The 25,713-nt window shown below is 71.0% G+C and carries 24 protein-coding genes and 1 pseudogene; 15 read left to right on the forward strand and 10 right to left on the reverse strand.

Annotation, left to right across the window (positions count from 1 at the left end; genetic code table 11):
- Positions 1-10: 10 nt before the first annotated feature.
- On the reverse strand, positions 11-877 hold the full coding sequence (locus tag POF73_RS21340) for an MHYT domain-containing protein (protein ID WP_272117792.1): 867 nt from the start codon (positions 875-877) through the stop codon (positions 11-13).
- Positions 878-1,155: 278 nt separating this feature from the next.
- On the opposite strand from POF73_RS21340, the pseudogene POF73_RS21345 reads away from it, so the two are divergent.
- The 3 genes and pseudogenes from POF73_RS21345 to POF73_RS21355 form a co-directional block, all read left to right on the forward strand.
- A pseudogene (locus tag POF73_RS21345) lies at positions 1,156-2,013 on the forward strand (glycerophosphodiester phosphodiesterase); the annotation flags it as partial.
- 80 nt (positions 2,014-2,093) lie between these two features.
- The gene (locus POF73_RS21350) at positions 2,094-2,648 is read left to right on the forward strand and encodes a methylated-DNA--[protein]-cysteine S-methyltransferase (RefSeq protein WP_272117795.1); all 555 of its coding nucleotides are present in this window, start codon (positions 2,094-2,096) and stop codon (positions 2,646-2,648) included.
- A 234-nt stretch (positions 2,649-2,882) separates the two neighbouring features.
- Positions 2,883-4,178 (forward strand): MFS transporter, encoded by a 1,296-nt coding sequence (locus POF73_RS21355; RefSeq protein ID WP_272117797.1) that lies wholly within the window; start codon positions 2,883-2,885, stop codon positions 4,176-4,178.
- Positions 4,179-4,523: 345 nt separating this feature from the next.
- Here the strand turns inward: POF73_RS21355 and POF73_RS21360 are convergent, their stop codons facing one another.
- Positions 4,524-4,952: a VOC family protein gene (locus tag POF73_RS21360; RefSeq protein WP_272117799.1), complete on the reverse strand. Its 429-nt coding sequence runs from the start codon at positions 4,950-4,952 to the stop codon at positions 4,524-4,526.
- A 100-nt stretch (positions 4,953-5,052) separates the two neighbouring features.
- Here POF73_RS21360 and POF73_RS21365 point away from each other — a divergent pair, with 100 nt between their 5' ends.
- Both POF73_RS21365 and POF73_RS21370 read left to right on the forward strand, forming a co-directional pair.
- A complete protein-coding gene (locus POF73_RS21365) occupies positions 5,053-5,961 on the forward strand; it encodes a pseudouridine-5'-phosphate glycosidase (protein WP_272117801.1) in 909 nt (302 codons plus the stop codon).
- Between the two features lie 118 nt (positions 5,962-6,079).
- Entirely contained in the window at positions 6,080-7,009 is a 930-nt protein-coding gene (locus tag POF73_RS21370; protein ID WP_334313615.1) for a carbohydrate kinase family protein, read from the forward strand.
- A gap of 220 nt (positions 7,010-7,229) precedes the next feature.
- Here the strand turns inward: POF73_RS21370 and POF73_RS21375 are convergent, their stop codons facing one another.
- On the reverse strand, positions 7,230-8,024 hold the full coding sequence (locus POF73_RS21375) for a methyltransferase domain-containing protein (protein WP_272117804.1): 795 nt from the start codon (positions 8,022-8,024) through the stop codon (positions 7,230-7,232).
- Positions 8,025-8,285: 261 nt separating this feature from the next.
- On the opposite strand from POF73_RS21375, the gene corA reads away from it, so the two are divergent.
- Positions 8,286-9,413 (forward strand): magnesium/cobalt transporter CorA, encoded by a 1,128-nt coding sequence (gene corA / locus POF73_RS21380; protein ID WP_272117806.1) that lies wholly within the window; start codon positions 8,286-8,288, stop codon positions 9,411-9,413.
- Between the two features lie 91 nt (positions 9,414-9,504).
- On the opposite strand, the gene POF73_RS21385 is transcribed toward corA, so the two are convergent.
- From POF73_RS21385 to POF73_RS21395, 3 genes are all read right to left on the reverse strand, one after another.
- Positions 9,505-9,942, reverse strand: coding sequence for a CBS domain-containing protein (locus POF73_RS21385; protein WP_272117809.1), 438 nt, complete (start codon positions 9,940-9,942; stop codon positions 9,505-9,507).
- A 135-nt stretch (positions 9,943-10,077) separates the two neighbouring features.
- On the reverse strand, positions 10,078-10,491 hold the full coding sequence (locus POF73_RS21390; RefSeq protein WP_272117811.1) for a PPOX class F420-dependent oxidoreductase: 414 nt from the start codon (positions 10,489-10,491) through the stop codon (positions 10,078-10,080).
- A 54-nt stretch (positions 10,492-10,545) separates the two neighbouring features.
- Positions 10,546-11,178, reverse strand: a complete 633-nt coding sequence (locus POF73_RS21395) for a uridine kinase (protein WP_272117813.1) — start codon at positions 11,176-11,178, stop codon at positions 10,546-10,548.
- Between the two features lie 369 nt (positions 11,179-11,547).
- On the opposite strand from POF73_RS21395, the gene POF73_RS21400 reads away from it, so the two are divergent.
- From POF73_RS21400 to POF73_RS21410, 3 genes are all read left to right on the forward strand, one after another.
- Positions 11,548-12,243: a DUF2293 domain-containing protein gene (locus POF73_RS21400; RefSeq protein ID WP_272117815.1), complete on the forward strand. Its 696-nt coding sequence runs from the start codon at positions 11,548-11,550 to the stop codon at positions 12,241-12,243.
- A 373-nt stretch (positions 12,244-12,616) separates the two neighbouring features.
- A complete protein-coding gene (locus tag POF73_RS21405; RefSeq protein WP_272117918.1) occupies positions 12,617-13,096 on the forward strand; it encodes an anthrone oxygenase family protein in 480 nt (159 codons plus the stop codon).
- A 242-nt stretch (positions 13,097-13,338) separates the two neighbouring features.
- Positions 13,339-14,826, forward strand: coding sequence for a glutamate synthase subunit beta (locus POF73_RS21410; protein WP_272117817.1), 1,488 nt, complete (start codon positions 13,339-13,341; stop codon positions 14,824-14,826).
- Positions 14,827-14,987: 161 nt separating this feature from the next.
- Here the strand turns inward: POF73_RS21410 and POF73_RS21415 are convergent, their stop codons facing one another.
- A complete protein-coding gene (locus POF73_RS21415; protein WP_272117920.1) occupies positions 14,988-15,521 on the reverse strand; it encodes a carboxymuconolactone decarboxylase family protein in 534 nt (177 codons plus the stop codon).
- Between the two features lie 101 nt (positions 15,522-15,622).
- Between POF73_RS21415 and pdxR the strand changes: the two genes are divergently transcribed.
- The 4 genes from pdxR (at position 15,623) to POF73_RS21435 (ending at position 21,960) form a co-directional block, all read left to right on the forward strand.
- Positions 15,623-17,074 carry a MocR-like pyridoxine biosynthesis transcription factor PdxR gene (gene pdxR / locus POF73_RS21420; RefSeq protein ID WP_272117819.1) on the forward strand — a complete coding sequence of 484 codons (1,452 nt, stop codon included), beginning with the start codon at positions 15,623-15,625 and terminating at the stop codon, positions 17,072-17,074.
- 293 nt (positions 17,075-17,367) lie between these two features.
- Positions 17,368-20,205, forward strand: coding sequence for a PEP/pyruvate-binding domain-containing protein (locus POF73_RS21425; RefSeq protein WP_272117821.1), 2,838 nt, complete (start codon positions 17,368-17,370; stop codon positions 20,203-20,205).
- On the forward strand, positions 20,202-21,119 hold the full coding sequence (locus POF73_RS21430) for a hypothetical protein (RefSeq protein WP_272117823.1): 918 nt from the start codon (positions 20,202-20,204) through the stop codon (positions 21,117-21,119). Before POF73_RS21425 ends, POF73_RS21430 begins: the two co-directional genes overlap by 4 nt.
- 136 nt (positions 21,120-21,255) lie before the next feature.
- Positions 21,256-21,960: a protein-tyrosine phosphatase family protein gene (locus tag POF73_RS21435; protein WP_272117825.1), complete on the forward strand. Its 705-nt coding sequence runs from the start codon at positions 21,256-21,258 to the stop codon at positions 21,958-21,960.
- Between the two features lie 78 nt (positions 21,961-22,038).
- Here the strand turns inward: POF73_RS21435 and POF73_RS21440 are convergent, their stop codons facing one another.
- The 3 genes from POF73_RS21440 to POF73_RS21450 form a co-directional block, all read right to left on the reverse strand.
- A complete protein-coding gene (locus POF73_RS21440; RefSeq protein WP_272117827.1) occupies positions 22,039-22,827 on the reverse strand; it encodes an SAM-dependent methyltransferase in 789 nt (262 codons plus the stop codon).
- Positions 22,828-22,907: 80 nt separating this feature from the next.
- Positions 22,908-23,162, reverse strand: coding sequence for a DUF397 domain-containing protein (locus POF73_RS21445; protein ID WP_272117829.1), 255 nt, complete (start codon positions 23,160-23,162; stop codon positions 22,908-22,910).
- Complete coding sequence (locus tag POF73_RS21450; protein WP_272117831.1) at positions 23,163-24,023, reverse strand: helix-turn-helix domain-containing protein; 861 nt, start codon at positions 24,021-24,023, stop codon at positions 23,163-23,165.
- Positions 24,024-24,356: 333 nt separating this feature from the next.
- On the opposite strand from POF73_RS21450, the gene POF73_RS21455 reads away from it, so the two are divergent.
- Together POF73_RS21455 and POF73_RS21460 are read left to right on the forward strand one after the other, a co-directional pair.
- A complete protein-coding gene (locus POF73_RS21455) occupies positions 24,357-25,025 on the forward strand; it encodes an ATP-binding protein (protein ID WP_443049581.1) in 669 nt (222 codons plus the stop codon).
- Positions 25,016-25,450, forward strand: coding sequence for a hypothetical protein (locus tag POF73_RS21460; protein WP_272117835.1), 435 nt, complete (start codon positions 25,016-25,018; stop codon positions 25,448-25,450). Before POF73_RS21455 ends, POF73_RS21460 begins: the two co-directional genes overlap by 10 nt.
- The last annotated feature ends 263 nt before the right edge of the window (positions 25,451-25,713 follow it).

Genomic DNA, 25,713 nt, shown 5'->3' on the forward strand with positions numbered 1-25,713 from the left:
CGCGGCACGATCAGTGGTTCTGCGGGGCCCGCGAGGCTCGGTGGTCCTGGTTGCGGCGCACACGCAGCTGGGGGCGGCGGGCCTGGTGCGGGACGGTGGTGTGGGCCGGAACGCCCGGCTTGTGCTCGGCGGGAGCCCCGGTGGGCCTCCCCATGACCATCTTCGGGTCGAACAGTACGACGGCGCCGGCGAGGAGCAGGAAGGCGAGGGGGCCGACCAGCATCGGCGCGAGCAGGGCGGCGGGCGAGTGACCCGACGAGGGGGGCTCCGTGCCGTGGAGATGAACGCTGAGAGCGGCCATTCCGGTGTAGTGCATGCCGCTGACGGCGAGGCCCATGACGAGGCTCGCGCCGACGCTCCACAGGAACCCTCTGACCTGCCCGGCGGCCCACAGGGCTGCGGTGGCCGCCCCCATCGCTATCACCACGGAGACGCCGACGGTGAACGTGTTGTACTCCAGCTTCCCGTTGAGCCGCATTCCGGCCATGCCCATGTAGTGCATCGAGGCTATGCCGAGGCCGGTGATGGTGCCGCCGGTGAACAGGGCCGTTCCGCTGGCGCCCTTGTATCCGACGATGAAGGTCCCGATGCCCACCATGACGATGGCGACGGCCAGGCTCGCGAACGTCATCAGTTTGTCGTAGTGGATCGGTGTCTCCTGGACCGTGAACCCCATCATCGCGACGAAGTGCATGGTCCATATGCCGGAGCCGATGGCCGCCGATCCCAGGGCGAGCCAGCCAGGGCGCCAGGACTGGGAGACGAGCATCGATCTGGTGGTGCAGCGCAGGCCGAGGGCACCGCCGAGGCAGGCCATGAGGTAGGCGACCAGCGGTGTGACGAGTCCATAGCTGAAACCGTCGATCGTGCCCTGCATACGCAGCTGCCCTTCCCGCCCTCTTACGTCCCGGTACTCCGTGAAATGCGCCCCCTCCCAGCACCGCCCGAGCGGTCAGGGTTGAGGCAGAGGGTAACTCCCACCGGAATGGTCGAACGATTTTCCGGCAAAGAAACACGTCCTTGCCCCAGTTGTGCGGCACGGGTGAGCGGGCCCGGGCAACTCCATTCAATCTGTGGCCATTCTGTACTCCTTCGCCGTTGACCGTCTGCTGTCACAGTTGAGCTGTCCGTGATCGTTCGACGCGAGGAGTACGCATGTACGCGCGCGCAGTAGCCGCCACGACGACCGCGCTCCTGGGAACCGCCGCTCTCCTCCTTCCCGCCTCCGACGCCCGGGCCGGCGCCGCGCATCCCACGGTCATCGCCCACCGGGGGGCCTCCGCATACGCCCCCGAGAACACACTGGCCGCCGTGGACAAGGCCGCCGAACTGGGCATCAGCTGGGTAGAGAACGACGTACAGCGCACCAAGGACGGCGAACTGGTCGTCCTCCACGACGACAACCTCAAGCGCACGACCGACGTGGAACAGGTCTTCCCCGACCGGGCGCCCTGGAAGGTGAAGGACTTCACCGCCGCCGAGATCGCCCGTCTGGACGCGGGCAGCTGGTTCAGCCCCAAGTACGCGGGCACGCGCGTGCCGACGCTGGAACGGTTCATGGACCGTCTGGAGCTGCACCATCAGAAGCTGCTCCTGGAGATCAAGAACCCCGAGCTGTACCCGGGCATCGAGCGGCAGACCCTCAAAGTGCTGGACGACGAGGGATGGCTTGATCCGCACCACCTCGCGAGCCGGCTGATCGTGCAGAGCTTCGGCGCCGACAGCATCCGGACCGTCCACGATCTGAGGCCCGCCGTCAAGACCGGCTTCCTCGGGACGCCACCCGAGGCGGACCTGGCCGGGTACGCGGCCTTCGCCGACCAGATCAACCCGTCGTACAGCTCCATCTCCAGGGGCTACGTCGCCTCCGTCCACGCCCTCACGGGACCCCACGGCAGGCCGATGGAGGTCTTCACCTGGACGGTGAACGACTCGGACACCGCCCGACTGGTCGCGGGGTACGGCGTGGACGGCATCATCTCCAACAAGCCCGACGTGGTGCGGGACGCCCTGCCCACGGGCCTGAGGCCCGGCCACGAGTCGGCGACGCCCGCTCCCGGGGCGTTGTCAGTGGCGGGTCGTACGGTGAGCACATGGACAGCCAAGGGCAGTACGAGCAGCAGGTCGTGTGGGCCGTCGTCGGTACCGACATCGGTCCTCTGATGCTGGCCGCGACCCGCGAAGGCCTGGTCAGCGTCGTGTTCCACGCCACCGGGAAGGTGCGTGAGAAGGCGCTCGACGGGCTGGCGTCGCGACTGGGCACCGAGCCGGTCGAGGCGCCCGACTCCCCGCTGCTGGCCGAGGCGATACGTCAGATGGAGGAGTACTTCGCGGGCTCTCGACACGACTTCGAGCTGCCGCTGGACTGGTCGCTGATCTCCGGCTTCAACCGGGAGGTGCTGCGGGAACTGGCCGCCGGTGTCCCGTACGGCGCGGTCGTCGGGTACGGCGATCTGGCTGGTCGGGTCGGGCAGCCGGGCGCCGCCCAAGCGGTGGGGATGGCGATGGGCGCCAATCCGCTGCCTGTCGTGGTGCCCTGTCACCGGGTCGTGGAGAGTGACGGCGGCATCGGTGGGTTCGGGGGCGGGCTGGAGACCAAGCGGAAGCTGCTCGCGCTGGAGGGAGTGCTGCCGGAGCCGCTGTTCTGAGGGCTTCGTACCCATTCACCCGGTTGGTGTGGACCTTCACAGGGTGAAGCACGGCACTTCATCGGGTTGGGCCCGGTCTCTCACCGGCTGGGCCCAGCCCTTCACCGTTGGGCAGGCGAGAGAAGAGGGGGAGACTGCGCCTGTGATGACACTTTTCACCCATGTGTACGCGGCCGGTCCGGTGCGCTGTCCTCGGTCGGCCGGTGCGGCCCGCGGCACGGCCGGGTGTACTTCGTGACGGCCGTCGAGCGGCAGGTCGTCGCGCCCGTCACGCCCGACCGGCTCTCGGCCCTGCGGCGCCGTACAACGGCCGTGCTGATCGCGACGCAGATACTGGGCGGGCTGGGCGTGGCCACCGGCATCGCGCTCGCGGCCGTGCTGGCCACGGAGGTCAGCGGCACCGAGTCGCTGTCCGGCCTCGCACCCACCGCGACCGTCACCGGCACAGCGGTGCTGTCGATGCCGCTGGCCGCGCTGATGAACGCCCGCGGGCGGCGTCCCGGGCTCGTGCTGGCCTATCTCATCGGGGCGGTGGGCGCCGGTGTCGCGGTGATCGCGGCCCGGATCGGCAGCTTTCCGCTGCTGCTGTGCGGGATGGCGGCGTTCGGCGCGGCCTCGTCGGCGAATCTGCAGGCGCGGTTCGCGGCCGCCGATCTGGCCGAACCGGAGCGGCGGGCCCGGGCGATCTCCCTGGTCGTGTGGGCGACGACCATCGGCGCGGTCCTCGGCCCGAACATCGCCGCGCCCGCCGGTCGCAGTGTCACCGGCCTCGGGATACCCGCGGCGGCCGGTCCGTTCCTGTGGGCGGCGGGGATCTTCCTGATATCCGCGGTCGTGGTGGCCGTACTGCTGCGGCCGGACCCACTGCTGACGGCGCGTGCGCTCGAACCGGCCGGGGAGCAGTCACCGGCGGCACGTTCGCTGCGCGCCGGGCTGACGGCCGTGGCCGCCTCGCCGCGGGCGCGGCTCGCGGTGGTGACGGTTGCCGTGGCGCACACGGCGATGGTCTCGGTGATGTCGATGACCCCGGTCGACCTCGCGCACCACGGTGCGGGTATCGATCTGATCGGGCTGGTCATCAGCGGGCACATCGCCGGCATGTACGCGTTCGCGCCCCTCATGGGGCGACTGTCGGACCGGCTGGGGCGGCTGTCCGGGATCGGGCTCGCCGTGGGGCTGCTGGCATGCGCGGTGTTCCTCGCCGGTACGGCGGGCGGCAGTCACGGGCAGACGGCCCTCGGACTCTTCGTGCTGGGGCTCGGGTGGTCCGCGGCGCTCGTCTCCGGCTCCGCGCTGCTCACGGACTCCGTGCCGCAGCCCGCGCGGGCCGCCGCTCAGGGGCTGTCGGACCTGATCATGAACGCCTCCGCGGGCATCGGCGGGGCGGCCGCAGGGCTCGTGGTCGCCCAGGCGAGCTACGGCTGGCTGAACCTCGCCGCCGCGTGTCTGCTGCTGCCGTTGGCGGCGCTGGCACTGTTCACGCGGGGAAGGCCGGGAACGCGGGCGAAGGACGTTCCGGCGAGCGGCTGACGCTCCAGGGCGTGGCTGACGTTATGCCCTGTTCTGCCAGGGAAGCCGGAGGCCGTGTGTGCTCTCCGGTTGCCACACGATGGCCGGCCGGATCAGAGCACCGGTAGCGGACTCCGCCGTGCGCACAGCCGCCGGCACCGTACGGGCTGGTCCTCGGACACGAGATCACCGGAGAGGCCGTCGAACGGCGGCCAGACGCGGGCCCATGGTCCGAACGCCCAGGAGGGGCCCGCCACGGTCCTCAACTCGCCGCACCAGCAGGCCCTAGGTCTCCGGCCAGGGCCGGCGTCCGCCTCCGGGCCGATGTCTCAGGGGGCCACGCGTGCGTGGCCCCCTCTCGGCACGCTAGTCGTAGTGCCGGGCCTCGAAGACGTTGCCGTCGGGGTCGCGGAAGTAGAAGCTGCGCTTGGCGTTGCCGCGGGCGCCGAAGGAGCCGTGGGACATGTCCGTCACGGGTGTGGCGCGCTCCTCCAGACGGGCGCGCAGGGCGTCGAAGTCGTGGCCGGGCAGCGCCAGGCAGACATGGTTGACCGGGTGGCCGGAGCTCTCGGCGGCGCCCGGCAGCATCGTCATGCGCTCCGCCATGGTGAGCGGCATGAGGTCGAGGATGGTCTCCTCGTTGAGACGTACCGAGGGGAACGAAACGGCCCCCGCGGAGAACTCCGAGAGCCTGATCGGCTCCATGCCGACCGCCTTCTCGAAGAAGTCGGCCGACGCCATCGGGTCACGGACCCAAAGGACGACATGGTCGAGACGTGCGGTGTTGTCCATCATGCAGCCAAGGCTGGTGTCGTCCGCCACAGGCTGCAAGGGGTTTGATCGGGCGCGGCACCCGCCAGAGATGAGGGAGTACCGACAGACAGGAGGCAGGCGCGTGGTGCTGGTGGTGTCCGAAGAGGTACGGGAGGCGATTGACGCGCGTCGACCCGTGGTGGCCCTGGAGTCCACGATCATCGCGCACGGGCTGCCTCGCCCACGCAATCTGCAGGTGGCACTGGAGCTGGAAAACGTCGTACGGCAGGAGGGTGCCGTCCCCGCGACGATCGCCGTGCTGGACGGGCGGCCCCACGTCGGACTCGACAAGGAGCAGCTGGAGCGGATCGCCAACGAGGACGGGATCCGCAAGCTGGGCCACCGTGATCTGCCGCTCGCGGTGGCCTCCGGGGCGAGTGGGGCGACCACGGTGTCGGCGACTGCGCTGCTGGCGGCCCTCGCGGGCGTCCGGGTGTTCGCGACGGGTGGGCTCGGCGGTGTGCACCGGGAGTGGACGGTGACGCAGGACGAGTCGGCCGATCTGGGGCTCCTGGCGCGTACGCGGATCACGGTGGTGTGCGCCGGGGTGAAGTCGATCCTGGATGTCCCGGCGACTCTGCAGCGCCTGGAGACGCTGGGCGTCGCGGTGGCCGGTTACCGCACGGAGCACTTCCCCGGCTTCTATCTCTCCGACTCGGGGCACCCGGTGGACTGGACGCTCCAGTCGCCGGGGGAAGTGGCCGAGGTGATGCGCGCTCAGGACGCGCTCCACGGGCCCGAGTCGGCGCTGATCGTCGCCAATCCGGTGCCGGAGGAGGAGCAGCTCGATCCCGAACTGCACACGCGTGTGCTCGCCGAAGCGCTGCACGCGTGCGAGGAGCAGGGCATAACCGGCCAGGCGGTCACGCCGTTCCTGTTGGGCTACTTGGTACGGCACACGGACGGGGCCTCGCTGAGCGCCAATCTCGCGGCGGTGCGCGGCAACGTACGGCTCGCTGGGCGGATCGCGGCGGCGTGGGCCGGGGCGTGAGCCGGACATGACCGGGACGGGGGCACGCGGAGCCGGGAGCGAGACGGGCGGTCGCGGACCGGTGAGCGCGGCAGCGGCGCGCGAGCCCGGCAGCGGCGAGGCAGTGTCTGGCGGTTCAGTGCGGGGACCGTCCGGCAGCGGCGCCTCCGACGGCGCGCTGCTGGTCGTCGGGGACGTGGTGACCGACGTCATCGCCCGGCACCGGGGGGCGCTCGCCTCGGGCACGGACACGGCCGCGGCCATCCGGACGGTTCCGGGCGGCGCGGGCGCCAACGTGGCCTGCTGGGCAGCGCGTTGGGGCTGTGCGGACGTGCGGTTGCTGGGGCGAGTGGGCGCGGACACGGCCGCGTGGCACGAGCAGGAGCTGACCGCGAGCGGAGTGCGGCCCACTCTCGTCGTGGATCCGCAGGCGCCGACCGGGACGGTGATCTGTCTGGTCGACACGGGCGACGCGGCCGAGCGGACGTTTCTCACCGACAGCGGCGCGTCTCTCCGGCTGGAGCCCGCCGACTGGTCGGACGCGCTGCTCGACGGTGTCGCCCGGCTGCATCTGTCGGGCTACCTGCTGTTCTCCGAGCCGGGCCGGGCGTTCGTGCGAGTGGCTCTGGAGGCGGCACGCGCGCGTGGCGTGCCGACGAGTCTGGATCCGGCGTCGGCGGGCTTCCTCGCGAAGCTGGGCGTCGACCGTTTCCTGGCACTGGTGGAGGGCTTGGACGTGCTGCTGCCGAGCCGAGACGAGGCGTGTCTGCTCACGGGGCTGCCCGATGCGACGGACGCGGCGGCCAAGTTGAGCCGACATGTCCCGCTGGTGGTCGCCAAGCAGGGCTCGGACGGCGCACTGGTTGCCCGGTCGGGCAGCGTGAGCGCCCACGTCAAGGCCGTGCCGGCGGCAGCGAGGGACACCACAGGTGCGGGCGACGCCTTCACCGGTGCCTTCCTCGCTGCATTGCTGACGGGCGCCGGACCGGAGGACGCGGCTCGCGAGGGGTGCCGGGCGGGGGCGCTGGCGGTGGAGCGGGTGGGCGGGAGACCGCCGCGGCCGGGGTGACGGCTCATTCATACGGCAGTGGGCTGCGTACGGCAGCAGGCTTCACACGGCGGCGGGCTTCACACGGCGGTGGGTTCGCATGGCGGGTGGGCTTCACACGGCGGTGGGTTCGCATGGCGGGTGGGCTTCACACGGCGGTGGGTTCGTATGGCGGGTGGGCCTCGTACGGCGGGTCGACGCAACCGCCTCACGCTTCCCAACCTGAATCGCGTGCCCTTGCCTACGCCTTACGCCCCCACGCCGAGATCATCGGAGTCGCGGCCAGGTCCATGCCGCCGGTGGTGATGTTGGCGAGGTGGCGGTCGATGTCCTGATCGGTGGCATGGCCCGCGGTGACGAGCTGGTCGCGGAGCTCATGGATGGTGGCGGACTCCAGGGCGGCGCACGCGGGTGAGGCGACCGGGAAGTGCACGTCGGCGACCACCCGGCGTAGTCCGGCCTCGCGGAGCAGGCGCGGGAGTCTGCGGCCGAAGGAAAGATCGGCGCCGCGGTCGGTGAGGAGGGTGCGGACGCCGTGACGGAGGCGATTCGCCAGTTGCTGGTCGGGGCCGTACTCGTCGGGGCAGAGCAGAGGCTGCAGGGCGGGGTCGGCTTCCTCGACCAGAAGTCGGCCGCCAGGGCGCAGGGCCTTGATCATCGACCGCAACGCCCGTTCGCGGTCCGGCACTTGAGAGAGGACCATCCGGGCGTGCACCATGTCGAACTCCTCCCCCGGCGGCTCCTCGGCACCCACATCGTGGACGCGGACGTCGACCGGTGGGCGCGCGGTGGGGGCGAGCGGTGAGGCGTCGGGGGCGGTCGCGACCACCTTTCCGGTCGGGCCGACCTTCTTGCCCAGCCAGGAGACCACCGAGGTGCCACCCGCGCCCACCTCCCAGCAGCGCCAGCCGGGTCCGATGCCGAACTCTTCGAGGTAACGGAAGGTCGTGGGGTCGAAGACAGAGCCCAGGACGTCGCCATGCTCGCCCGCCTCGGCCCGTCGGTTGTCGAAGAGATACCCGTCGGTTCGCATCATGTCGAGATCATCCCATTCACCCGGTTTGCCGGGAGTGGATGACGCTCGACAGGACGCCCTCGAATTCCAAACACCCCACTTCTGCTGCGCATATTCACCCCCGTCCCGGACAGCCGCATGGACGAAGTCCCTTCATCCACAGGCGGGAACAAAGCGGAATCCACTGTTCCCACAGGCTTACCCGCAGCTCACTCCCGCCTGGCAAACTGGCGGGCCAGGGCGCAGAGGATGCGGCGCGAGGAGCCACGCAAGGAGTTCCAGATGTCCATGGCAGGGAATCTGCGGAAGGTCACGGGCCTCGACAAGGTCGGCGGCCTCCGCAAGGTGGCACGGCTGGCTCGACGGCGCCCCAGAGTCGACCTCAGCCACCCCGCCCGGTCTCCGCTGGGCTCCTCGGTGGTGAACTGCGTGACGTACCGGGACGGGGTGCGGGTCCCGGAGAGCGGTGATCTGGTCGATGTCGTGCAGCGGGTGCGCAAGCGCGGAGCCGGGTTCGTCTGGCTCGGTCTCCATGAGCCGACGGACCAGGAGTTCGCGGGCATCGCCGAGTTGTTCGCCCTGCATCCGCTGGCGGTCGAGGACGCGGTCGAGGCACATCAGCGGCCGAAACTGGAGCACTACGACGAGACGCTGTTCGCGGTGTTCAAGACGGTCTGCTACGTCGAGCACGAGAAGCTCACGGCAACGAGCGAGGTCGTGAACACCGGCGAGATCATGGTGTTCGTCGGCCGGGACTTCGTGATCACGGTGCGACACGGGCGGCACGGTTCGCTGGGACCGTTGCGCGAGGAGCTGGAGGCCGACCCCGAGCAGCTCGCCAAGGGGCCGGCGGCGGTGCTGCACGCGATCGCGGACCATGTGGTCGACGACTATCTGAGCGTCACCGACTCGGTGCAGGAGGACATCGACGAGGTCGAGACGGACGTGTTCGCGGAGAACGGCGCGCGGGCCGACCCGGGGCGGATCTACCAGCTCAAGCGGGAACTGCTGGAGCTGAAGCGAGCCGTGGTTCCGCTCAGCCGCCCGCTGGAGAACCTGGCCACGCTGCCCATCCGGGTGGTCGAGCCGGAGATACAGGCGTACTTCCGCGATGTGTCCGACCATCTCCTGCGGGCCAAGGAGCAGATCTACGCCTTCGACGAGCTCCTGAACTCGATCCTGCAGGCGCACCTGGCGCAGGTCACCGTCGCACAGAACGAGGACATGCGGAAGATCACGGCCTGGGCCGCGATCATCGCCGTGCCGACGATGGTGTGCGGGGTGTACGGAATGAACTTCAAGTACATGCCGGAGTTGGGTTGGACCTTCGGTTATCCGCTGGTCCTGGCCGTGATATCCGTCGCGTGCGTGGTGCTGTACCGCGGTTTCCGACGCAGCGGATGGCTCTGACGCTTCCCGCTGCCGCCTCAGGTACGTCCCCGCCCGGCACGGTCGGCCGGACGAGGACGGCACAGCGGATGAGGGTGGGGCGTCCAGCGGGTCAGTGCGTCATCGGCGTCCCGGTCCTGGCGTAGACGCTCTCGGCCCAGTGGGCGATCTGGCCCTCGGACAGGTGCCGGGCCAGATCGGCCTCGCTGATCATGCCGACCAGACGCTTGTTGTCGATGACCGGCAGCCGGCGGATCTGGTGCTCCTTCATCTCCCGGAGCACGTCACTGATGTCGGCGTTCGCGTCGATCCAGCGCGGGGTGCCCTGGGCCAGCTCGCCGGCGGTGACCTTGCTCGGGTCGTGGCCCATGGCCACGCAGCCGATGACGATGTCGCGGTCGGTGAGGATGCCGCAGAGCCTCTCGTTCTGGTCGCTGATGGGCAGAGCTCCGACACCCAGTTCACGCATGAGCTGGGCGGCGCGGTCCAGGGTCTCGTGGGCGGGGATCCACTGGGCGCCACGGTGCATGATGTCTCCGGCAGTGGTCATTGGAGTACCTCCCGATGCCGGACGGCCGGCGCGGCGCGGGGACGCACCGCTAGTCCCGGCGCCCTCATTCTCGCCGTGCCACCCGGCGGATGCACCCGGAACCGAGCGGTAAGGGCCACCGGCGACGGGCGGGTATCAGGCCGCGAAACTCACGATCTTCCGCGGGACGACACGGATGATCACGCGGGTCTCGTCGTCCTTCTCGGCGGGCGGGTCGATGCCGAGGTACTTGTGCGCGAGCTCGAACGGGAGCCGCTTCGCGTCGTCGGGGAGTATCTCGGCGGTGCCGCGGATCTCCACCGAGCTGTAGGGGTTGGCGAGGTCGTAGACGGAGACGCTGATGCGGGGGTCGCGGCGGAGGTTGCGCACCTTCTGGCGGGCGTCGACCGAGGAGAAGAGCACTGTGTCGCCCTCGCGTTTGATCCAGACCACCGAGTTCTGTGGGGCGCCGTCGGGGCCGAGGGTGGCCACGCTGGCGAAGTTCTTGCCGTCCAGCAGGGAGCGGACGGAGTCGTCGAAGGAGATCGGATCACTCGTGGAGGTCGTCATGGCACCAGAGTAATTAAATGCACGCGCATATAAAAGCGGTTTGCGGGATCAGGATCAACCGCTCCACGCCGGATGCCGTGGGTCGTCGGCGCGCACCAGGACATCGGCGGCGCCGGCCGGGTCGGTCTCACGGTCGTAGCGCTCGAAGGCGGGGAGGGTCCAGAGGTCGGCCTCGGGGGTGCGGCGGCGCAGGGCACCGGGTGAGAGGAGGACATGGACGGTCAGGTCGAACGGGAACCAGTGGCGCAGCAGGAGGGGGCCGTGCAGCAACAGGAAGCCGCCGGGCGGGAGTTGGACGCGGGGGCTACGGGTGGCCCGGTCGGTGACCGGGTCCCACAGATCGGGCAGGACACGGCCGTCGCCACCGGGTTCGAGAGGGCCGAAGACCTCGCGCCACAGGGCGCGGGTGTCGAACCAGCCGTCGTAATAGGCGTCCACGTCCTGGTGGCCGTACTCCAGTCGGACGGAGGCGGGGCGCAGGAAGCCATCCGTGCCTACCGTGAGCGAGGGTCGGCCGCGTATGCGCAGGGCCTCGCCCACCCGCTCGGCGAGGTCTCCCGGGCGGGCAGCCGGGGCGCCGTCGAAGGCGATGCGTGGCCAGGGGCTGCCATCGGCCGGTTTCACGTCGAGCAGCCGCTCGGCGAGGAGGTCGCCGAGCCGGTCCCAGGTGATCGCTTCGAGTCGCACAGGGCCATGATGCGACAAGGGTGGTTGGGGTGGGGGCTCTGGTCGCGGTCGTCCGTGCGGCGGCGCGTCCGGGATGGGGGCGGTCCCGGACGCGGTCAGCGGTCAGCGGTCAGCGGTCAGCGGTCAGCGGTCAGCGGTCAGCGGTCAGCGGTCAGCGGTCAGCGGTCAGCGGTCAGCGGTCAAGAGTAGGGAGGGGGGCTTCGAGCTCGACCGGATTGTTTGGCGGCCGCTCGAAGTGCTCCGTTCACTGGATCGAACGAGCCGCTCACCGCCCGCCCCCGATCAGGCGGTTCGCGAACCCGGCCGGGTTGTTCCCCGGACCCGCCGCCAGTTGTTCCCCGGCCCCGCCACCAGGGGAATGAACCCGGTATGGCACCTCTCGCAAATCCCCCGCCCCGTACCGACCTTCTGGTGATCCAGCCTCTCAAGCGGCGGCGCTGTGCGGAGTGTTGCGCGGGGCCGTTGCAGATGCTCGTGCTGGAGGACGGGGCGCCGCGGTGTCTCGACTGTGCCGATCTCGGGCATCTGGTGTTCCTGCCGCGCGGCGATACGGCGTTGACCCGTCGGTCGCGGGAGGAGAGCGCGCTGTCGGCGGTGGTCGTGCGGTTCAACCGGCGCCAGAGCCGTTATGAGCGGCAGGGCGTTCTCGTCGAGGAGGCGGGACTTGCCCGGGCCGAGCAGCGGTGTCTGGTGGACGCCGAGGCTCGGCGGCGGCGCCGGGTACGGGACGCACGGCGGAGGGAACGGGAGGATGCGCGGTTCGCGGAGGCGTTCGCGGCGGAGATACGGCGGCTGTTCCCGGGGTGTCCGGAGGACCGGGCGCGGGACATCGCCGCGCATGCGTCGGCGCGGGGAAGTGGACGGGTGGGGCGGAGTGCGGCGGGGAGGGCGTTGTCCGAGGGGGCGGTGACGTCGGCGGTCGTGGCGTCCGTGCGGCATCTGGACACACCGTACGACCAGTTGCTGATGAGCGGGGTGGCACGGCACGAGGCTCGGCGCCGGATCACGGCGGTGGTGGAGTCGACGTTGCGGGCGTGGCGGGCGGAGGCGTCGGGGGTCGGCTGAGATGGCTTGGCGCGGGGGCGCCCAGCAGCCAGGCCCCGGGCGGCCCGGGCCGGCGCGGCAACGGCCGGCACCGTCGCGCCAACCGGCCCCGTCCCGCCAACCGGCCCCGTCGAGAGAACGGCCCCGTCGAGGCGAGCGGAGCCGTCACGCCGAGCGGAGCCTGCCCCCTGTCCCCTGCTCCCTGCTCCCTGCTCCCTGCTCCCTGCTCCCTGCTCCAGCCCAAGCCCAAGCCCAAGCCCAAGCCCAAGCTGGACGCTCGCGTATGCGCCCGCGTCGTTCAGCGATGGTGGCCGTTTTTGCCCGGGTTTTCACTTGAGGTGATGGATGGGGCCGGGCCGGGAAGGATCTCGGCTGGATGCGGGAGTTGACGTTCATGATTGATGGGCCGTACTTCGTGCTGGTCGTGATCGGCGTGGTCGGGACCGGGCTGGTGGCCGGGGTTTTCTGCGCCTTCTCGACCTTCGTGATGCGTGGGCTCGCCGCGCTGCCGCCGGCGCAGGGGGTCGCTGCGATGCAGGCGATCAATGTGACGGCGTTGACGCCGGCGTTCATGTTGGTGTTCATGGGCTCGGCGGTGCTGTGCTCGGTGATCGCCGTGGTGACGTTCGTGCTCTGGCCGGACGAGGGGACGGTGGAGCTGCTGCTGGGCAGCGGGCTGTATCTGTTCGGCTCGTTCGGGGTGACCATGGTGGCGAACGTGCCCCGCAATGACGCGCTGCTCAAGCTCGACCCGGGCACTGCGGAGGCGGCCGCCTACTGGCCGACGTACGTGCGCGAGTGGACGGCGTGGAATCACGTGCGCATGGTGGCCTCGGGCGCCGCGACGATGGCGTACGTCCTGGCGCTCACCTGACCGGCCGGGCGTGAGCCGGGTGTGAGCCTGAGCCGGGCCGGCCGGTCCGGGCCGGGGGCACGCACAGGCGCGCACAGCCACGCACAGGCAAGCAGTGGCGGGAGAGGGGCTGCGGAAACCGGGGAGAAAGCGCTGTCCCCAGACTCTGCGCGCGTGGCCGGTGGGACGTATCGTTGCGGGAAGAGTGCCGCCCGATGACGCACGGCTCCAACACGTCACACGCGCACGCAAGGAAGACGGCCATGGCCGATCCCAAGGGTTTCATGACCACCCCCCGCCAGGACTGGCCGCGGCGGCCCGTCGAGGAGCGGGCGAAGGACTGGGACGAGGTGTACGTCCCCGGGGCACTGCTGCCGATCATCAGCAAGCAGGCCGATCGCTGTATGGACTGCGGCATACCGTTCTGCCACGACGCCTGTCCGCTGGGCAATCTGATCCCCGAGTGGAACGACCTGGTGTCGCGGGAGGACTGGCGGGCAGCGGCGGATCGGCTGCACGCGACCAACAACTTCCCCGAGTTCACCGGGCGGTTGTGCCCGGCACCGTGCGAGGCGGGGTGCGTGCTGGCGATCAATCAGCCGGCCGTCACCATCAAGAACGTCGAGTGCGCCATCGCCGACCGGGCCTGGGAGGACGGATTCGCGCCGCCGCGGCCGCCGGACCGGCTGTCGGGGCGCACGATCGCGGTGATCGGGTCGGGGCCCACGGGGCTCGCCGCGGCGCAGCAGCTGACGCGGGCGGGGCACACGGTCGCCGTGTACGAGAAGGACGACCGGATCGGCGGGCTGATGCGGTACGGGATCCCCGAGTTCAAGATGGAGAAGCACCATCTGGAACGGCGGATCGAGCAGATGCGGGCCGAGGGGACCAAGTTCCGTACGTCGACGGCGGTCGGGCGGGACATCGGGGCGGCCGAGCTGCGGTCTCGGTACGACGCCGTGGTGATCGCGACCGGGGCCACGGCCTGGCGTGAACTGGACGTTCCCGGGCGGGAGTTGAGCGGGATCCGGCAGGCGATGGAGTATCTGCCGCTGGCCAACCGGGTGTGCGAGGGAGATCTGGAGAGCTCCCCCATGTCCGCCGCCGGGAAGCACGTCGTCATCGTCGGCGGTGGGGACACCGGGGCCGACTGCCTGGGGACGGCCGTACGGCAGGGTGCCGCGTCCGTGACCCAGCTGGACATCTACGCACAGCCCGGTGCCGAGCGCGACGAGGACGCCGAGCCCTGGCCGACGTACCCGAAGATCTACCGGCTGTCGGCCGCGCACGAGGAGGCGCGCGACCTGGAGACCGCGCCCGCGGCGGACGCGGACGCCAGGCTGTTCGCGGCGTCCACGCTCCGCTTCGAGGGTGACGCGGACGGGCACGTACGGTCGCTGCACCTGGTCGAGGTCGACGCACAGCGCCGCCCGCTGCCGGCCACCGGTCGGACGCTGCCGGCCGACCTCGTCCTGCTCGCCCTCGGCTTCTCCGGGCCCGACCGGACGGACGGGCTGATCGAGCAACTGGGGCTGGAGATGGAGCCGCGCGGCACCCTCACGCGGGATGCCGGGTTCGCGACGAATGTGCCGGGCGTGTTCGTCGCCGGGGATGCCGCCCGGGGGCAGTCGCTCATCGTGTGGGCGATCGCCGAGGGGCGGGCGGTGGCGGCGGCCGTCGACCGTCATCTGACGGGGAGTTCACGGCTGCCGACACCGATCTCGCCGTACGACCGGCCCATGACCGTCTGACGGAGCGGTGGTTGCCGGTCGGCGGGGGCGGGCCGCCCTGGCCGAGCCGACTGTCCTGGCCGAGCCGGCTGTCCTGGCCGAGCCGGCTGTCCTGGCCGAGCCGGCTGTCCTGGCCGAGCCGGCTGTCCTGGCAAACGTGCTGTCGTGGCAAGCGTGCTGCCCTAGCGGCGCTCGTCCGTCCCCGCCACCTTCCCCGTAGCCAACGCCACCCTGTTCCAGGTGTTGATCGTCATGATCAGGGCCAGTACGTGGGCCAGTTCGCCGTCGTCGAAGTGGCTCGCCGCCTGGGCGTAGACCTCGTCGGGGACCCCGCCGTCGGCCACCAGCGTCAGCGCCTCCGTGAGGGCCAGAGCCGCCTGTTCACGCTCGGTGAAGAAGTGGCGGGCCTCGCGCCAGACGGCGACCATGTGCAGCCGGTCCTCGCTCTCGCCGGCCTTGCGGGCGTCGTTGGTGTGCATGTGCAGGCAGTAGGCGCAGTGGTTCAGATGCGAGGCGCGGATCTGGATCAGTTCGACCAGGGTCGGGTCCAGGCCCTCACGGGCGGCCGCGTCGAAGCCGACGATCGCCCGGAAGACCTTCGGGGTGGACTTCGCGAAGTCCAGGCGGGTACGGGCCGCCTCGGCCCCGGTGATGGCCTCGGCGATGTCGGTGGCGGTGGCGGTGGCGGTGGCGACCGTGCTCGTCGTCGTGTTCATCGTCGTGTTCGCCGTCTTGTTCGTCGTCGTGTTCGCCGTCATGTTCGTCGTCATGTGCATCAACCTACGGGCCTGAAAGACCGACTGTAGGGTGCATTTCTGTGGCTAAATCATGGGTCAATTACGGGGAACGGGTCGGCGCCGACCTGCACCTGGACCTCTCCGAGTCGTCGGGCGCCGGCGGGCGGCGTGCCGCGCTGACGCATGCGTTGCGCGAGGCCGTGCGCAGTGGGCGGCTGGCGCCCGGCACCCGGCTGCCGCCGTACCGTTCGCTCGCCGCCGACCTAGGCGTCGCCCGCAACACGGTGGCGGACGCGTACGCCGAATTGGTCGCGGAGGGCTGGCTAACCGCCCGCCAGGGATCGGGGACGAGGGTGGCCGACCGGGCCCAGCCCCTCGGGCGCGTCGAGCGGGCACCCCGTAAGGCGCCGCCACGCGCGCGTGGGCCTCGGCACGACCTGCGGCAGGGCACCCCGGACGCCTCGGCGTTCCCGCGCGCGGCCTGGCTGGCCTCCTATCGGCGGGCCCTCCAGCAGGCGCCGAACGAGGCCTTCGGACCCGGTGATCCCGCCGGACGCCTGGAACTGCGGGAGGCACTCACCGAGTACCTGGCACGCGCGCGTGGCGTGCGCACCGAGCCGGGCCGGATAGTGATCTGCTCCGGGTTCGCGCATGCCCTGCGACTGCTGTTCTCGCAGAACACGCAGCACAGAGGCGGCGGTGTGCTGCGCGGCCCGCTGGCCGTGGAGGCGTACGGGCTCGGCTTCCACCGGGAACTCCTCGCCGCCGCTGGCGTACGGACCGTACCGCTCCCCCTCGACGACGACGGCGCGCGCCTGGACCGGCTGGGGCGCGAGCGGGCCGTGCTGCTCACCCCCGCGCACCAGTTCCCGACCGGCGGCCCGTTGCACCCCGAGCGCCGCGCCGCCGTGATCGACTGGGCACGCGCGCGTGGCGGCGTGGTGCTGGAGGACGACTACGACGGCGAGTTCCGCTACGACCGCAAGCCCGTCGGCGCCGTCCAGGGCCTCGATCCCGAGCGGGTGATCTTCATCGGCTCGGTCAGCAAGAGTCTGTCGCCGGCGGTGCGGCTGGGGTGGATGGTGCTGCCGGAGCGGTACGTCGACGACGTACTCGCGGCCAAGGGCGAGCGCGAGGCATGGGCGAGCGTCCTGGATCAGCTGAGCCTCGCCGACTTCATCGCCTCCGGGGCGTACGACCGTCATGTGCGGCGTATGCGGCAGCGGTACCGGAACCGCCGCGACCGTCTCGTCACGGCGCTCGCCGAGCACGCGCCGCACATCGAGGTCACCGGTGTCGCCGCCGGACTGCACGCGGTGCTGCGGCTGCCGCCCGGCACCGAGCGCTCCACCGTCAAGGCGGCCACCTGGCAGGGCATCGCCCTGGACGGCCTCGCCGAGTTCCGGCACCCGGAAGCGACCGTGGCGGACATGCCGGTCCGTGACGGGCTCGTCGTGGGCTGTGCGACGCCCTCGGAGCATGCGTACGGGGCAGCGCTGGAGGCGCTGTGCGGGGTGCTGCCGCCGGCCTGAGGGGCGAGGCGCGGGATGCTGCCGCCGGTCTGAGGCGCGAGCCCGGCCCGCCGCTGGAGGAGTCGTCCCGGCCCGGCATACTGCCGCGTCTCGATTTGTTCTCCTATCTGTCCGAAAAGTGGCTTCTGGGCTACATGGAGTCGAACAGGAGTGGGATCATCGGAGCAGGAGGCGTGCTGTAGTCGCACCCGACCGGGCCGGTAGCAGCTCGCCCCCATCCTTCGTTCCGTCGTCAGGCGCAGGGCCACCCCCGCGCGTCCCCCCTGTTGGCGGTCGGTCCTGGAGGGTGTTCGATGACGACGCTCGATGAACGGCATGGAGAAGGTGCCCGCGACGGGGAAGAGCACCGGGGCGGCGTCGCCCTCGGCGAGGTCGTCGAGGAGTGCGGCCCGGCCGTCGTCCCGCTGGACCTGCCCGACGATTCCCTCCCCCGGCTGATCGGGTCCAAGGCCGCGAACCTCGCCCGCGCGGCGCGCGCCGGGCTGCCCGTGCTGCCCGGCTTCGTGATCCCGCACAGGGCGAGCGGCGACATGGTGGCCCTGCGGCGCGCCTGGGACGAGCTCTCGGCCGGCGGCACCCGCCCACTCGTCGTCCGGTCCTCCTCGCCGCAGGAGGACACCGAGGACTCCTCCCTCGCGGGCCAGTTCGCCTCAGTACTCGACGTGCGCGGCTGGCGGGCCTTCCGTACGGCCGTACAGACCGTGCTCGACTCGGCGCACCGGCCGGACGGGTCCGCGGCTCCGATGGCGGTTCTGGTGCAACCCATGATCACGGCGCGGGTCGGCGGGGTGATGTTCGGCGCCGACCCGGTCGAGGGGCGGGTCGATCGGATGCTGGTCAGCGCGGTCCGAGGCGGGCCGGACAGCCTGGTGAGCGGGGCGCGGGCCGGCACGGACTACTGGCTGAGCGGACGCGGACGGCTGCTGCGGACGGAGGCCCCAGGAGACCCTCGGACCGAAGCTCCGGGGGACCCGGCGTCCGCATCCTCGGCGAAGCCACGGCCGACGCCCTCGGAGAAGCCATGGCCAACGTCCTCGGAGAAGCCATGGCCGACGTCCCCGGAGAAGCCGTGGCAGCCGGAGTCCTCGCAGGGCCCGCGGAGGAGGCCCTCAAAGGATTCGCAAGCCGATCCCGCGCCCTTGGCGAACGCGCCCTCGGCGAACCCGCGAGCCACGCCCACGGGGCACGGCTCGCCGCTCACCCGTGCCGAGTTGTTCCGGCTGGCGCGGCTCGCACGGCAGGTCCGGCGGGTCTTCGGCGGGCCGCAGGACGTCGAGTTCGGGTTCGACGCGGACGGACGGCTGTGGCTGTTCCAGAGCCGTCCGATCACGGCGATGGCGGCGCGGCCGGCGCGCGGAGCCCGGCTGCTCGGGCCCGGTCCGGTGGCGGAGACGCTGCCGGGGCAGCTGGCGCCGCTGGAGGAGGACCTGTGGGTGGCGCCGATGGCCCGTGGGCTCGCCGCCGCGCTCGACATCGGCGGCACCGCGCCGCGCCGACTGCTGAAGTCGGTGCCCGTGGTCACGACGGTCGCCGGACGCGCCGCCGCCGATCTGCGCCTGCTCGGCACCGTGCCCCCGCGGCACCGCTGGCTCGCACTGCTCAACCCGGCTCCCGGAGCGCGCCGGCTCACCGCGGCATGGCGGGTGGGCCGCCTCGCGTCCTCCCTGCCCGGGCTGGCGACCGATCTCACCGCCGACGTCGACCGCCGCCTCGCCGAGATCCCGCCGCCCAGCGGCCTCTCCGGCTCCTCCCTGGCCGCCGAGCTGCGCTGGACCCGCCGGGTCCTGGTCTCCCTGCACTCCCAGGAGGCCCTCGCGGGCGCCCTCCTCAGCGAGCCGCCCAAGGCCCGCACCGCGGCCGGCACGGCACTCGCCGCCCTGGCCGAGGCCCGCGCCCAGGGCATACCCGACGACCAGGTGATCGCGACCGACCCCGTGGTCCTGGCTCTCACCGCCCCGAGCCTGCGCCGACGCGGAGAACTGCCGAACGCCCCGGCCGCGCCGAACCGGACCGCACCGGACCAGGCCGACGGAGTTCAAGTCGACGCGATTCAAGCCGCCGGGCTTCAGGCCGACGCGGTTCACACCGCCGGGCTTCAAGCCGACGCGGTTCACACCGCCGGGCTTCAAGCCGACGCGGTTCACACCGCCGGGCTTCAAGCCGACGGCCTTCGGAAGGCCAACGACAGCCTCCCGCCCGCACCGCGTCCCCCCGCCCTGGAACCGGCCAGGCAAGGCACCCCGACCAGCGCGGCCTTCTCCGTCCACGCCACCCAGCTCACCGGGACCACTCAAGCCACGTCCTCCACAAAAACCACCTCTCAAGCACCCCCGGCACCCTCGGCACCCTCGGCACCCCCGGCACCCCCAGCACTCTCGACACTGTCGGCACCCCCGACACCCCCGACACCCCCGACACTGTCGGCACCCCCGGCACTCCAAACACTCCAACCACTTCCAGCTCCCCCAATCACCTCAACCCCGAACGCAACGGCCCTCGCACAGACCACCTCGCGCCCTCCGGCCACATCACCCAGACCCGCCCTCCTCACCCCCCTCCCACCCCGCGAAGCCCTCCGCCTCCGCATCCGCTGGGTGCAGGAACTGCAGGTGCGCCTCGTGCGGGACGTGGCGCGGCGGCTCGGGATCGACGTGGAGCGCGTGGGCCTGTTGCGGTGGGCGGAGCTGGCCGCCGTGCTGAACGGCGGTGCCCTGCCCGGCGACCTCCACGCGCGCGTGCCGCAGCCCGAGTCGCCCCCGCTGCCGGACGCCTTCCGGCTGGCGGACGGCCAGGTCGTCGTCGCCGAGCGCGCCGCGCGCCGGGGCGACGGCGTGCGGGGCGTGTCCGCGGGGCGCGTCGTCGGGACCGTATGGGACGGAACGGGGCCCCGGCCCACGGACGCCGTCCTGGTGGTGCGCACCCTGGACCCCGCGCTCGCCCCGCTGCTGCCCGGCCTCACCGGCCTGGTCGCCCAGACCGGCAGCCCGTTGTCCCATCTGGCCGTCCTGGCACGGGAGTTCGGGCTCCCCGCGGTCGTCGGCGCCACCGATGCCGTACGCCGCTTCCCGCCCGGCTCCCGGCTCACCGTCGACGGGACCGCCGGTGACGTACGACTGGGGGACGCGCCATGAGAAGGATCGCGTACGTCTTCGGAGCGCTGGCCGCGGCCGGTGCGGGGACCTACCTCGTCATCTATCTGTACCGGTGGCAGTGGCAACGGGCGATGATCTGCGGGGTGTTGCTGCTGGTGGTAGAGGTGATGCTGTTCGGCCTGGTGACGCTGGGACGGCTGAACCGGATCGAGGAGCGGCTGCGTGACACCGACCGGCGGCAGCGGGAACTGGACGCCCGCCAGGAGGACGTACTGACGCGGCTGCGGGAGCCGGCCGTGGCGCAGGAGGAGCGGCGGTTCCGGTGGCTGGAGGACCCGGCTGACCGGACGTATGTCTTCGTGCCGGTCCTGATGGTCGCCGGGGTGGTGCTGTCGGGGCTGGCCTGGGTGGTGCAGAAGATCGCGTCGGCCACGGCCGGGCCCGCCGAGCGGCGGCTGGCCGGACGGCTGGCCGTGCTCGCCGCGCCAGATCCGGCGGCACCCGGCGACCTGGACGACCTGCCACCGTTGGGCGCCGTGGCCTCCCGGGGCCGTACCGCACGCCTGACCGCCGTCACCCTCGTCGGCGCCACGCTGGTCGGCGCGCTGATCGTGGGGCTCGCGGAGCTGACCCAGACCCGGGGGGAGGAGGCGAACGAGAACCGGGCGACCTCGGTCCTCGTCCAGCTCGATCTGCGGGGCGCGAACGTGTCGTCCGAGGGGAAGGCCCTGGCCGCACAGCAGATCTGGGAGAGCTGCCGGCACTCCACGTCCGCACCGCTGCGACATGCCACGCTGGGTGACCTGGGGGACGGCATGTTCGCCGGGGTCGTACGGCCCGCGCTCACCGACCACGACCTCATGCGACTGCGCGGCTGCCTGGAGGACGCGACCCTGGAGCGCGCCCATCTGACGGTGGTCGCCGTCGGCGACGCGGAGTCGGGCGACGACTGACCGCGACGGCCCGCCACGGACGCCAGAGCATGACAAGTGAGACGTTTAGCACAAAAACGGACTTATCACCCATTGATCGCAGACCCAGGGGTACTCTTCCAAGGCGCCCTTCGTCCCCTAGTCCCCCGGGTCGCTCATGGCTGTCCTCTCCGCAACCCTGCCCTACCCTGCCTTCCGCAAGCGCCCCCTTTCCCGGCGCGCCCTGCGGATCCTCATCGGCCTTCTCATCAGCTACCTCGTTCTGTGGGCAGCCGGAGCCGGCAGCATCCTGGGCCTGTCCTACTGGGCCCGCGAGGAGACCCCGGCGCCCGCCGGAACCCGCACCGTCCAGGGCGTGAACCACTTCCAGTCCGTGGACGGCAACGGCCGGCTGTGGCGCGGTTCCGCGCCGTCCCCCGCCGGGTACCGGGCGCTGGCCGGCATGGGCATCACCACCGTCGTCGACCTGCGCGCCGAGCACATGAGCGCGGCCCAACTGGCCGAACCGGGCAAGGCCGGGCTGAACGTCGTACGCCTGCCGATCCGTGACGGTCAGACGCCGGCGCCCAAGCAGGTGCAGCGCTTCCTCGACGTCGTCTCGTCGTCGTCCGGCCCGGTGTTCGTGCACTGTGGCGCCGGCGTCGGCCGTACGGGCGCGGTGGTCGCCGCGTATCTCGTGAAGACCGGTGAGGAGTCGCCGTCGACAGCGGTCCGGCGCAACCTCGCGGTCGGACCGCCGTCGATCGAGCAGATCTACTACGGGCTGAACCTCAGCCCGGCCAAGGCGGAGCAGCCCCCGCTGCCGGTGGTGGTCCTCAGCCGCCTGGTGGACGCGCCGCGGCGCATCATGTCCTACTTCTGATCCGGTTCATGGTCCATTTTCTGAGCCGGCCCATGTCGTACTTCTGAGCCGGCCAGGGCCACTGGCACAGCACCACCGCTACGGCTTTCGCCCCACCGCCCCGTACCCGGGGATGACCCCGTCGTCCTGTCCGGGTACGGGCTCCCCCAGCTCGGGGTGCCAGTGGTGGGGTACTGCCACGCCGGGGTCGACGAGTTCGAGGCCGTCAAAGAAGCGGGTGAAGTCCTCGCTGGAGCGCAGGGCCAGGGTGACGCCGGCCGCCTTGAGCTTCTCGGTGGCCGCCCTGGACTCCTCGGGGGTGAAGTCGGCGGTCGCGTGCGTGATCACCAGGTAGCTGCCGGAGGGGAGTTCGGACAGCAGCCGGCGGACCAGTTCGTGCGCGCCGTCCTCGTCGGGGACGAAGTGCAGCAGGGCGATGAGGGAGAGGGCCACCGGCCGGTCGAAGTCCAGGACCTTCCGGGCGCCTTCGACGATGGCGTCGGGGTTGCGCACATCGGCCTGCAGGTATTCGGTGGTGCCTTCGTCCGTGCCGCGCAGCAGGGCCGCCGCGTGGGCCAGCACGATGGGGTCGTTGTCGCAGTAGACGACGCGCGCGTCGGGGGCGATCCGCTGGGCGACCTGGTGCAGGTTCGGCTCGGTCGGGATTCCCGTGCCGATGTCCAGGAACTGGCGTACGCCCTGCTGGGCGAGCCAGCGGGTGGTGCGGTGCATGAACGCGCGGTTGACCCGCGCCATCACCGGGACGCGGGGGTCGAGGGCGAGCATCTGCTGCCCCATGGCCTCGTCGACGGGGTAGTTGTCCTTACCGCCGAGATACCAGTCGTACATCCGCGCGGGATGCGGCTTGCTCGTGTCGATCTCAACCATTAATCGAGTACCCATCAAGTCAGCGCCAGAATCAAGTCAGTATCAGTACAGGGGAGTTGAGCGAGTGCCGGACCATCACGTCACGACAGCAGAAAGTCCGCCTCCCCCGCCTTGGCGCCCTCGATGAACGCCGTAATCTCGTCCGTCGTGTAGATCAGCGCCGGCCCGTCCGGGTCGGTCGACTGACGGACGGCGACCCGGCCGTCGGCGAGCTTCATCGCCTCCAGACAGCTGCCGCCGTTGCCGCCGCTCCACGGCTTGTGCCAGCCCTCGCTGCCCAAGTCCCGCGCGGGCATGCCGTTGTAGACGCGTATGCGCGGTTTGATGCGATCCATTCACAGCTCCTTGCGGAGATCCCGGAGGATCCCCTTCGTGCGATGTGCCGTAGCGGCCTGCGCCGCCATGCGGTCCATGACCTCAAGATGGGTGGCCACCTCGGTGCGCGCGTCGAGATAGACGGCGCCGGTCAGGTACTCGCTGTAGACCATGTCCGGCAGTTCTGACACGGCAAATCGGAACAGCGCGAAGGGCCCGTACGTGCCGGGGTGCGGCCCGTTCTCGAACGGGGCCACCTGCAACGTCACGTTGGGCAGCTTCGTCACCTCCAGCAGTCTGTCGATCTGGGCACGCATCACCTCCGGGCCGCCGACGGGGCGGCGCAGCACGGTCTCGTCCATCACGACCCACAGTCGGGGCGCGTCCTCACGGGTGAGCAGTTGCTGGCGTTGCATGCGCAGGGCGACATGGCGCTCGATCTCGTCGGGCCTGGTCTGGCCGATGGCGCCCGACCTCAGCACGCCGCGCGCATAGCCCTCGGTCTGCAGCAGACCGGGCACGAAATGGGGCTCGTACGACCGGATGAGACTGGCCGCGCCCTCCAGGCTCACGTACATCGAGAACCAGCCGGGCAGGATGTCGTGGAACCGCTGCCACCAGCCCGGCTTGTTGGCGTCCTCGGCGAGTTGCACAAAGCCGTCGGCCTCGTCCTCGGAGACGCCGTACGCCTTCAGGAGCAGCTGGAGGTACGGGATCTTGAGCGCGACCTCGGCCATCTCCATACGGCGGACCGTGGCGGGGGCGACGCGGAGGATGCGGGCGGCCTCCTCGCGCTTGAGTCCGGCGCGTTCTCGTAGGTCCAGCAGGCGCCGCCCGAGAACGACCTGACCGACCGTCGGTGCGGACCGCGGCTCGCTCACGCTCCACCTCCACGAATGAATCCCTGGGATCCCCTGAATCCGCTGGGACCGACTGAAACCGGCTCAACTCCGATGGACCGACTGCATCCTGACAGATCGCCTGAATAATTACAGGGCGAACAAATTCTTACAGACCGACTCAATCTCGACAGGCCGACGGCGCCATTCGAAGACCTATTCGAAGATCGCGACGGATCTTCGGTGATCCCAACTGGCGCCGTTCGACATGCTGTTGCGAGCAGTGTGCCACGGCCTTCCAGAGAGTCACACAGCACTCTGCAATTTCCAGAGTGACACTTGCCAAGTGTTCACGGCGGGGCGATAGTGGCAAGCGTGATTCCGTCCCCGCCCTTAGGAACAGACGCCGCCACAGCCCCCCACGGCCTCGGCGTCGACACGGTCGCCGGGCCCCAGCGGGGTGCCGCCGCCGAGCGCCGGTTCCGTTTCGAACTGGCCGCGCATCCGGGTTCTCCCGCGCAGGCCAGACGCCTGACCAGGGCCCGGCTCAATGGCTGGGCGGTGTGCGAGGACACCTGCGACACGGCGGCGCTCGTCGTGTCCGAGCTGGTCACCAACGCGATCGTGCACACCGCCAGCGAGCACATCGTGTGCGAGCTGCACGATGGTGCCGAGCTGGTGCGAATAGCCGTGCGTGACGAGGGTTGTGCGCCGGGTGAGCCGCATCCGTTGGCGGCGCGGCCCGAGGAGGAGCACGGGAGGGGACTGCTTCTCGTCGACGCGCTCTGCCATGCGTGGGGGGCCAACGAACAGGGGGCCGGGCTGGTGGTCTGGGCGGATCTGGCTCGCCGGGTCGGCTTTCCGGGTGCCGCCCCGGTCGCCTCCCTCAGCACCTCTCCCGGTGACTCCCGCAGGGGCATCGAGCCGTGTGGCGATCTCGGCTGGGGGTCCCGGCCCAAGCCGGGGCCGGCCGGGGGGTCGGGCGACGAGGACGAGGCCCAGGCCCGGTACGGCGGCGGTGGGACGGGGGCCGGATGGCTGTGAGCGGTGCGTCCGGCGGGGGTCAGGTGCTGAACCTGGACACGCTGGTCCGGCTCCGTCGTGGCCGGCGTACCGTTGCCGTTCCTCGGCGGCTGCATGTCCCTGAAGGGATGACGGCTCCTCTTGGCTGCGACGCGGTCGCGGTTCCGGCCCGCTTCGGGCCTCTTGTTCTGCCTCGGTTGCCTCGGGTGGGGTGTGTCTACGCCGATGAGGCGCACTGGTGGTGGATCGTGCCGGCCGATTCCGACTACGCGTTGGAGTGGCCGGCGTCTGTGCGGTATACGACGGGGGCGGTTGTTCTGGACACGCCTCAGTTGATTCATCGGCCGGACGGGACGGTGCCGTATACGCCGCCGATTCCGTTGTATCTGGCGCTGTGCCGGGTCATGGGGATCACGCCTGCCTGGTCCCGGCGGCTCACCGCCTGAGGCTCCGCCCGGGGCGCTTTTCTCGCCCCCGCCGCCCCTACCCGTCCCATCACCAGGGGCTCCGCCCCTTCGACCCCGCTGGGGCTGCCGCCCCAGACCCCGCTTCGGCCTCTGAGGGCCTTGTCCTCAAACGCCGGACGGGCTGAAAAGCGGACACCGGACGGGGTGAATACCTGAAGCCGGGCGGGCTGAAACCGAAATCGGGCGGGCTGAAAGGCGGAAAGCGGCGTGCGCCCCGCGTGCACGGCCCGCCCCCGCTCGCG

This window comes from Streptomyces sp. HD (assembly GCF_028369295.1).
Taxonomy (GTDB): domain Bacteria; phylum Actinomycetota; class Actinomycetes; order Streptomycetales; family Streptomycetaceae; genus Streptomyces.

What these genes read in the sequence shown, in the direction of transcription:
- POF73_RS21340 (WP_272117792.1), bottom strand. Translation starts at nt 877, where the DNA reads ATGCAGGGCACGATCGACGGTTTCAGCTATGGACTCGTCACACCGCTG.
- POF73_RS21350 (WP_272117795.1), top strand. Translation starts at nt 2,094, where the DNA reads ATGGACAGCCAAGGGCAGTACGAGCAGCAGGTCGTGTGGGCCGTCGTC.
- POF73_RS21360 (WP_272117799.1), bottom strand. Translation starts at nt 4,952, where the DNA reads ATGATGGACAACACCGCACGTCTCGACCATGTCGTCCTTTGGGTCCGT.
- POF73_RS21375 (WP_272117804.1), bottom strand. Translation starts at nt 8,024, where the DNA reads ATGATGCGAACCGACGGGTATCTCTTCGACAACCGACGGGCCGAGGCG.
- corA (WP_272117806.1), top strand. Translation starts at nt 8,286, where the DNA reads ATGTCCATGGCAGGGAATCTGCGGAAGGTCACGGGCCTCGACAAGGTC.
- POF73_RS21385 (WP_272117809.1), bottom strand. Translation starts at nt 9,942, where the DNA reads ATGACCACTGCCGGAGACATCATGCACCGTGGCGCCCAGTGGATCCCC.
- POF73_RS21390 (WP_272117811.1), bottom strand. Translation starts at nt 10,491, where the DNA reads ATGACGACCTCCACGAGTGATCCGATCTCCTTCGACGACTCCGTCCGC.
- POF73_RS21400 (WP_272117815.1), top strand. Translation starts at nt 11,548, where the DNA reads ATGGCACCTCTCGCAAATCCCCCGCCCCGTACCGACCTTCTGGTGATC.
- POF73_RS21405 (WP_272117918.1), top strand. Translation starts at nt 12,617, where the DNA reads ATGATTGATGGGCCGTACTTCGTGCTGGTCGTGATCGGCGTGGTCGGG.
- POF73_RS21410 (WP_272117817.1), top strand. Translation starts at nt 13,339, where the DNA reads ATGGCCGATCCCAAGGGTTTCATGACCACCCCCCGCCAGGACTGGCCG.
- POF73_RS21415 (WP_272117920.1), bottom strand. Translation starts at nt 15,521, where the DNA reads ATGAACACGACGACGAGCACGGTCGCCACCGCCACCGCCACCGCCACC.
- POF73_RS21425 (WP_272117821.1), top strand. Translation starts at nt 17,368, where the DNA reads ATGACGACGCTCGATGAACGGCATGGAGAAGGTGCCCGCGACGGGGAA.
- POF73_RS21430 (WP_272117823.1), top strand. Translation starts at nt 20,202, where the DNA reads ATGAGAAGGATCGCGTACGTCTTCGGAGCGCTGGCCGCGGCCGGTGCG.
- POF73_RS21435 (WP_272117825.1), top strand. Translation starts at nt 21,256, where the DNA reads ATGGCTGTCCTCTCCGCAACCCTGCCCTACCCTGCCTTCCGCAAGCGC.
- POF73_RS21440 (WP_272117827.1), bottom strand. Translation starts at nt 22,827, where the DNA reads ATGGTTGAGATCGACACGAGCAAGCCGCATCCCGCGCGGATGTACGAC.
- POF73_RS21445 (WP_272117829.1), bottom strand. Translation starts at nt 23,162, where the DNA reads ATGGATCGCATCAAACCGCGCATACGCGTCTACAACGGCATGCCCGCG.
- POF73_RS21460 (WP_272117835.1), top strand. Translation starts at nt 25,016, where the DNA reads ATGGCTGTGAGCGGTGCGTCCGGCGGGGGTCAGGTGCTGAACCTGGAC.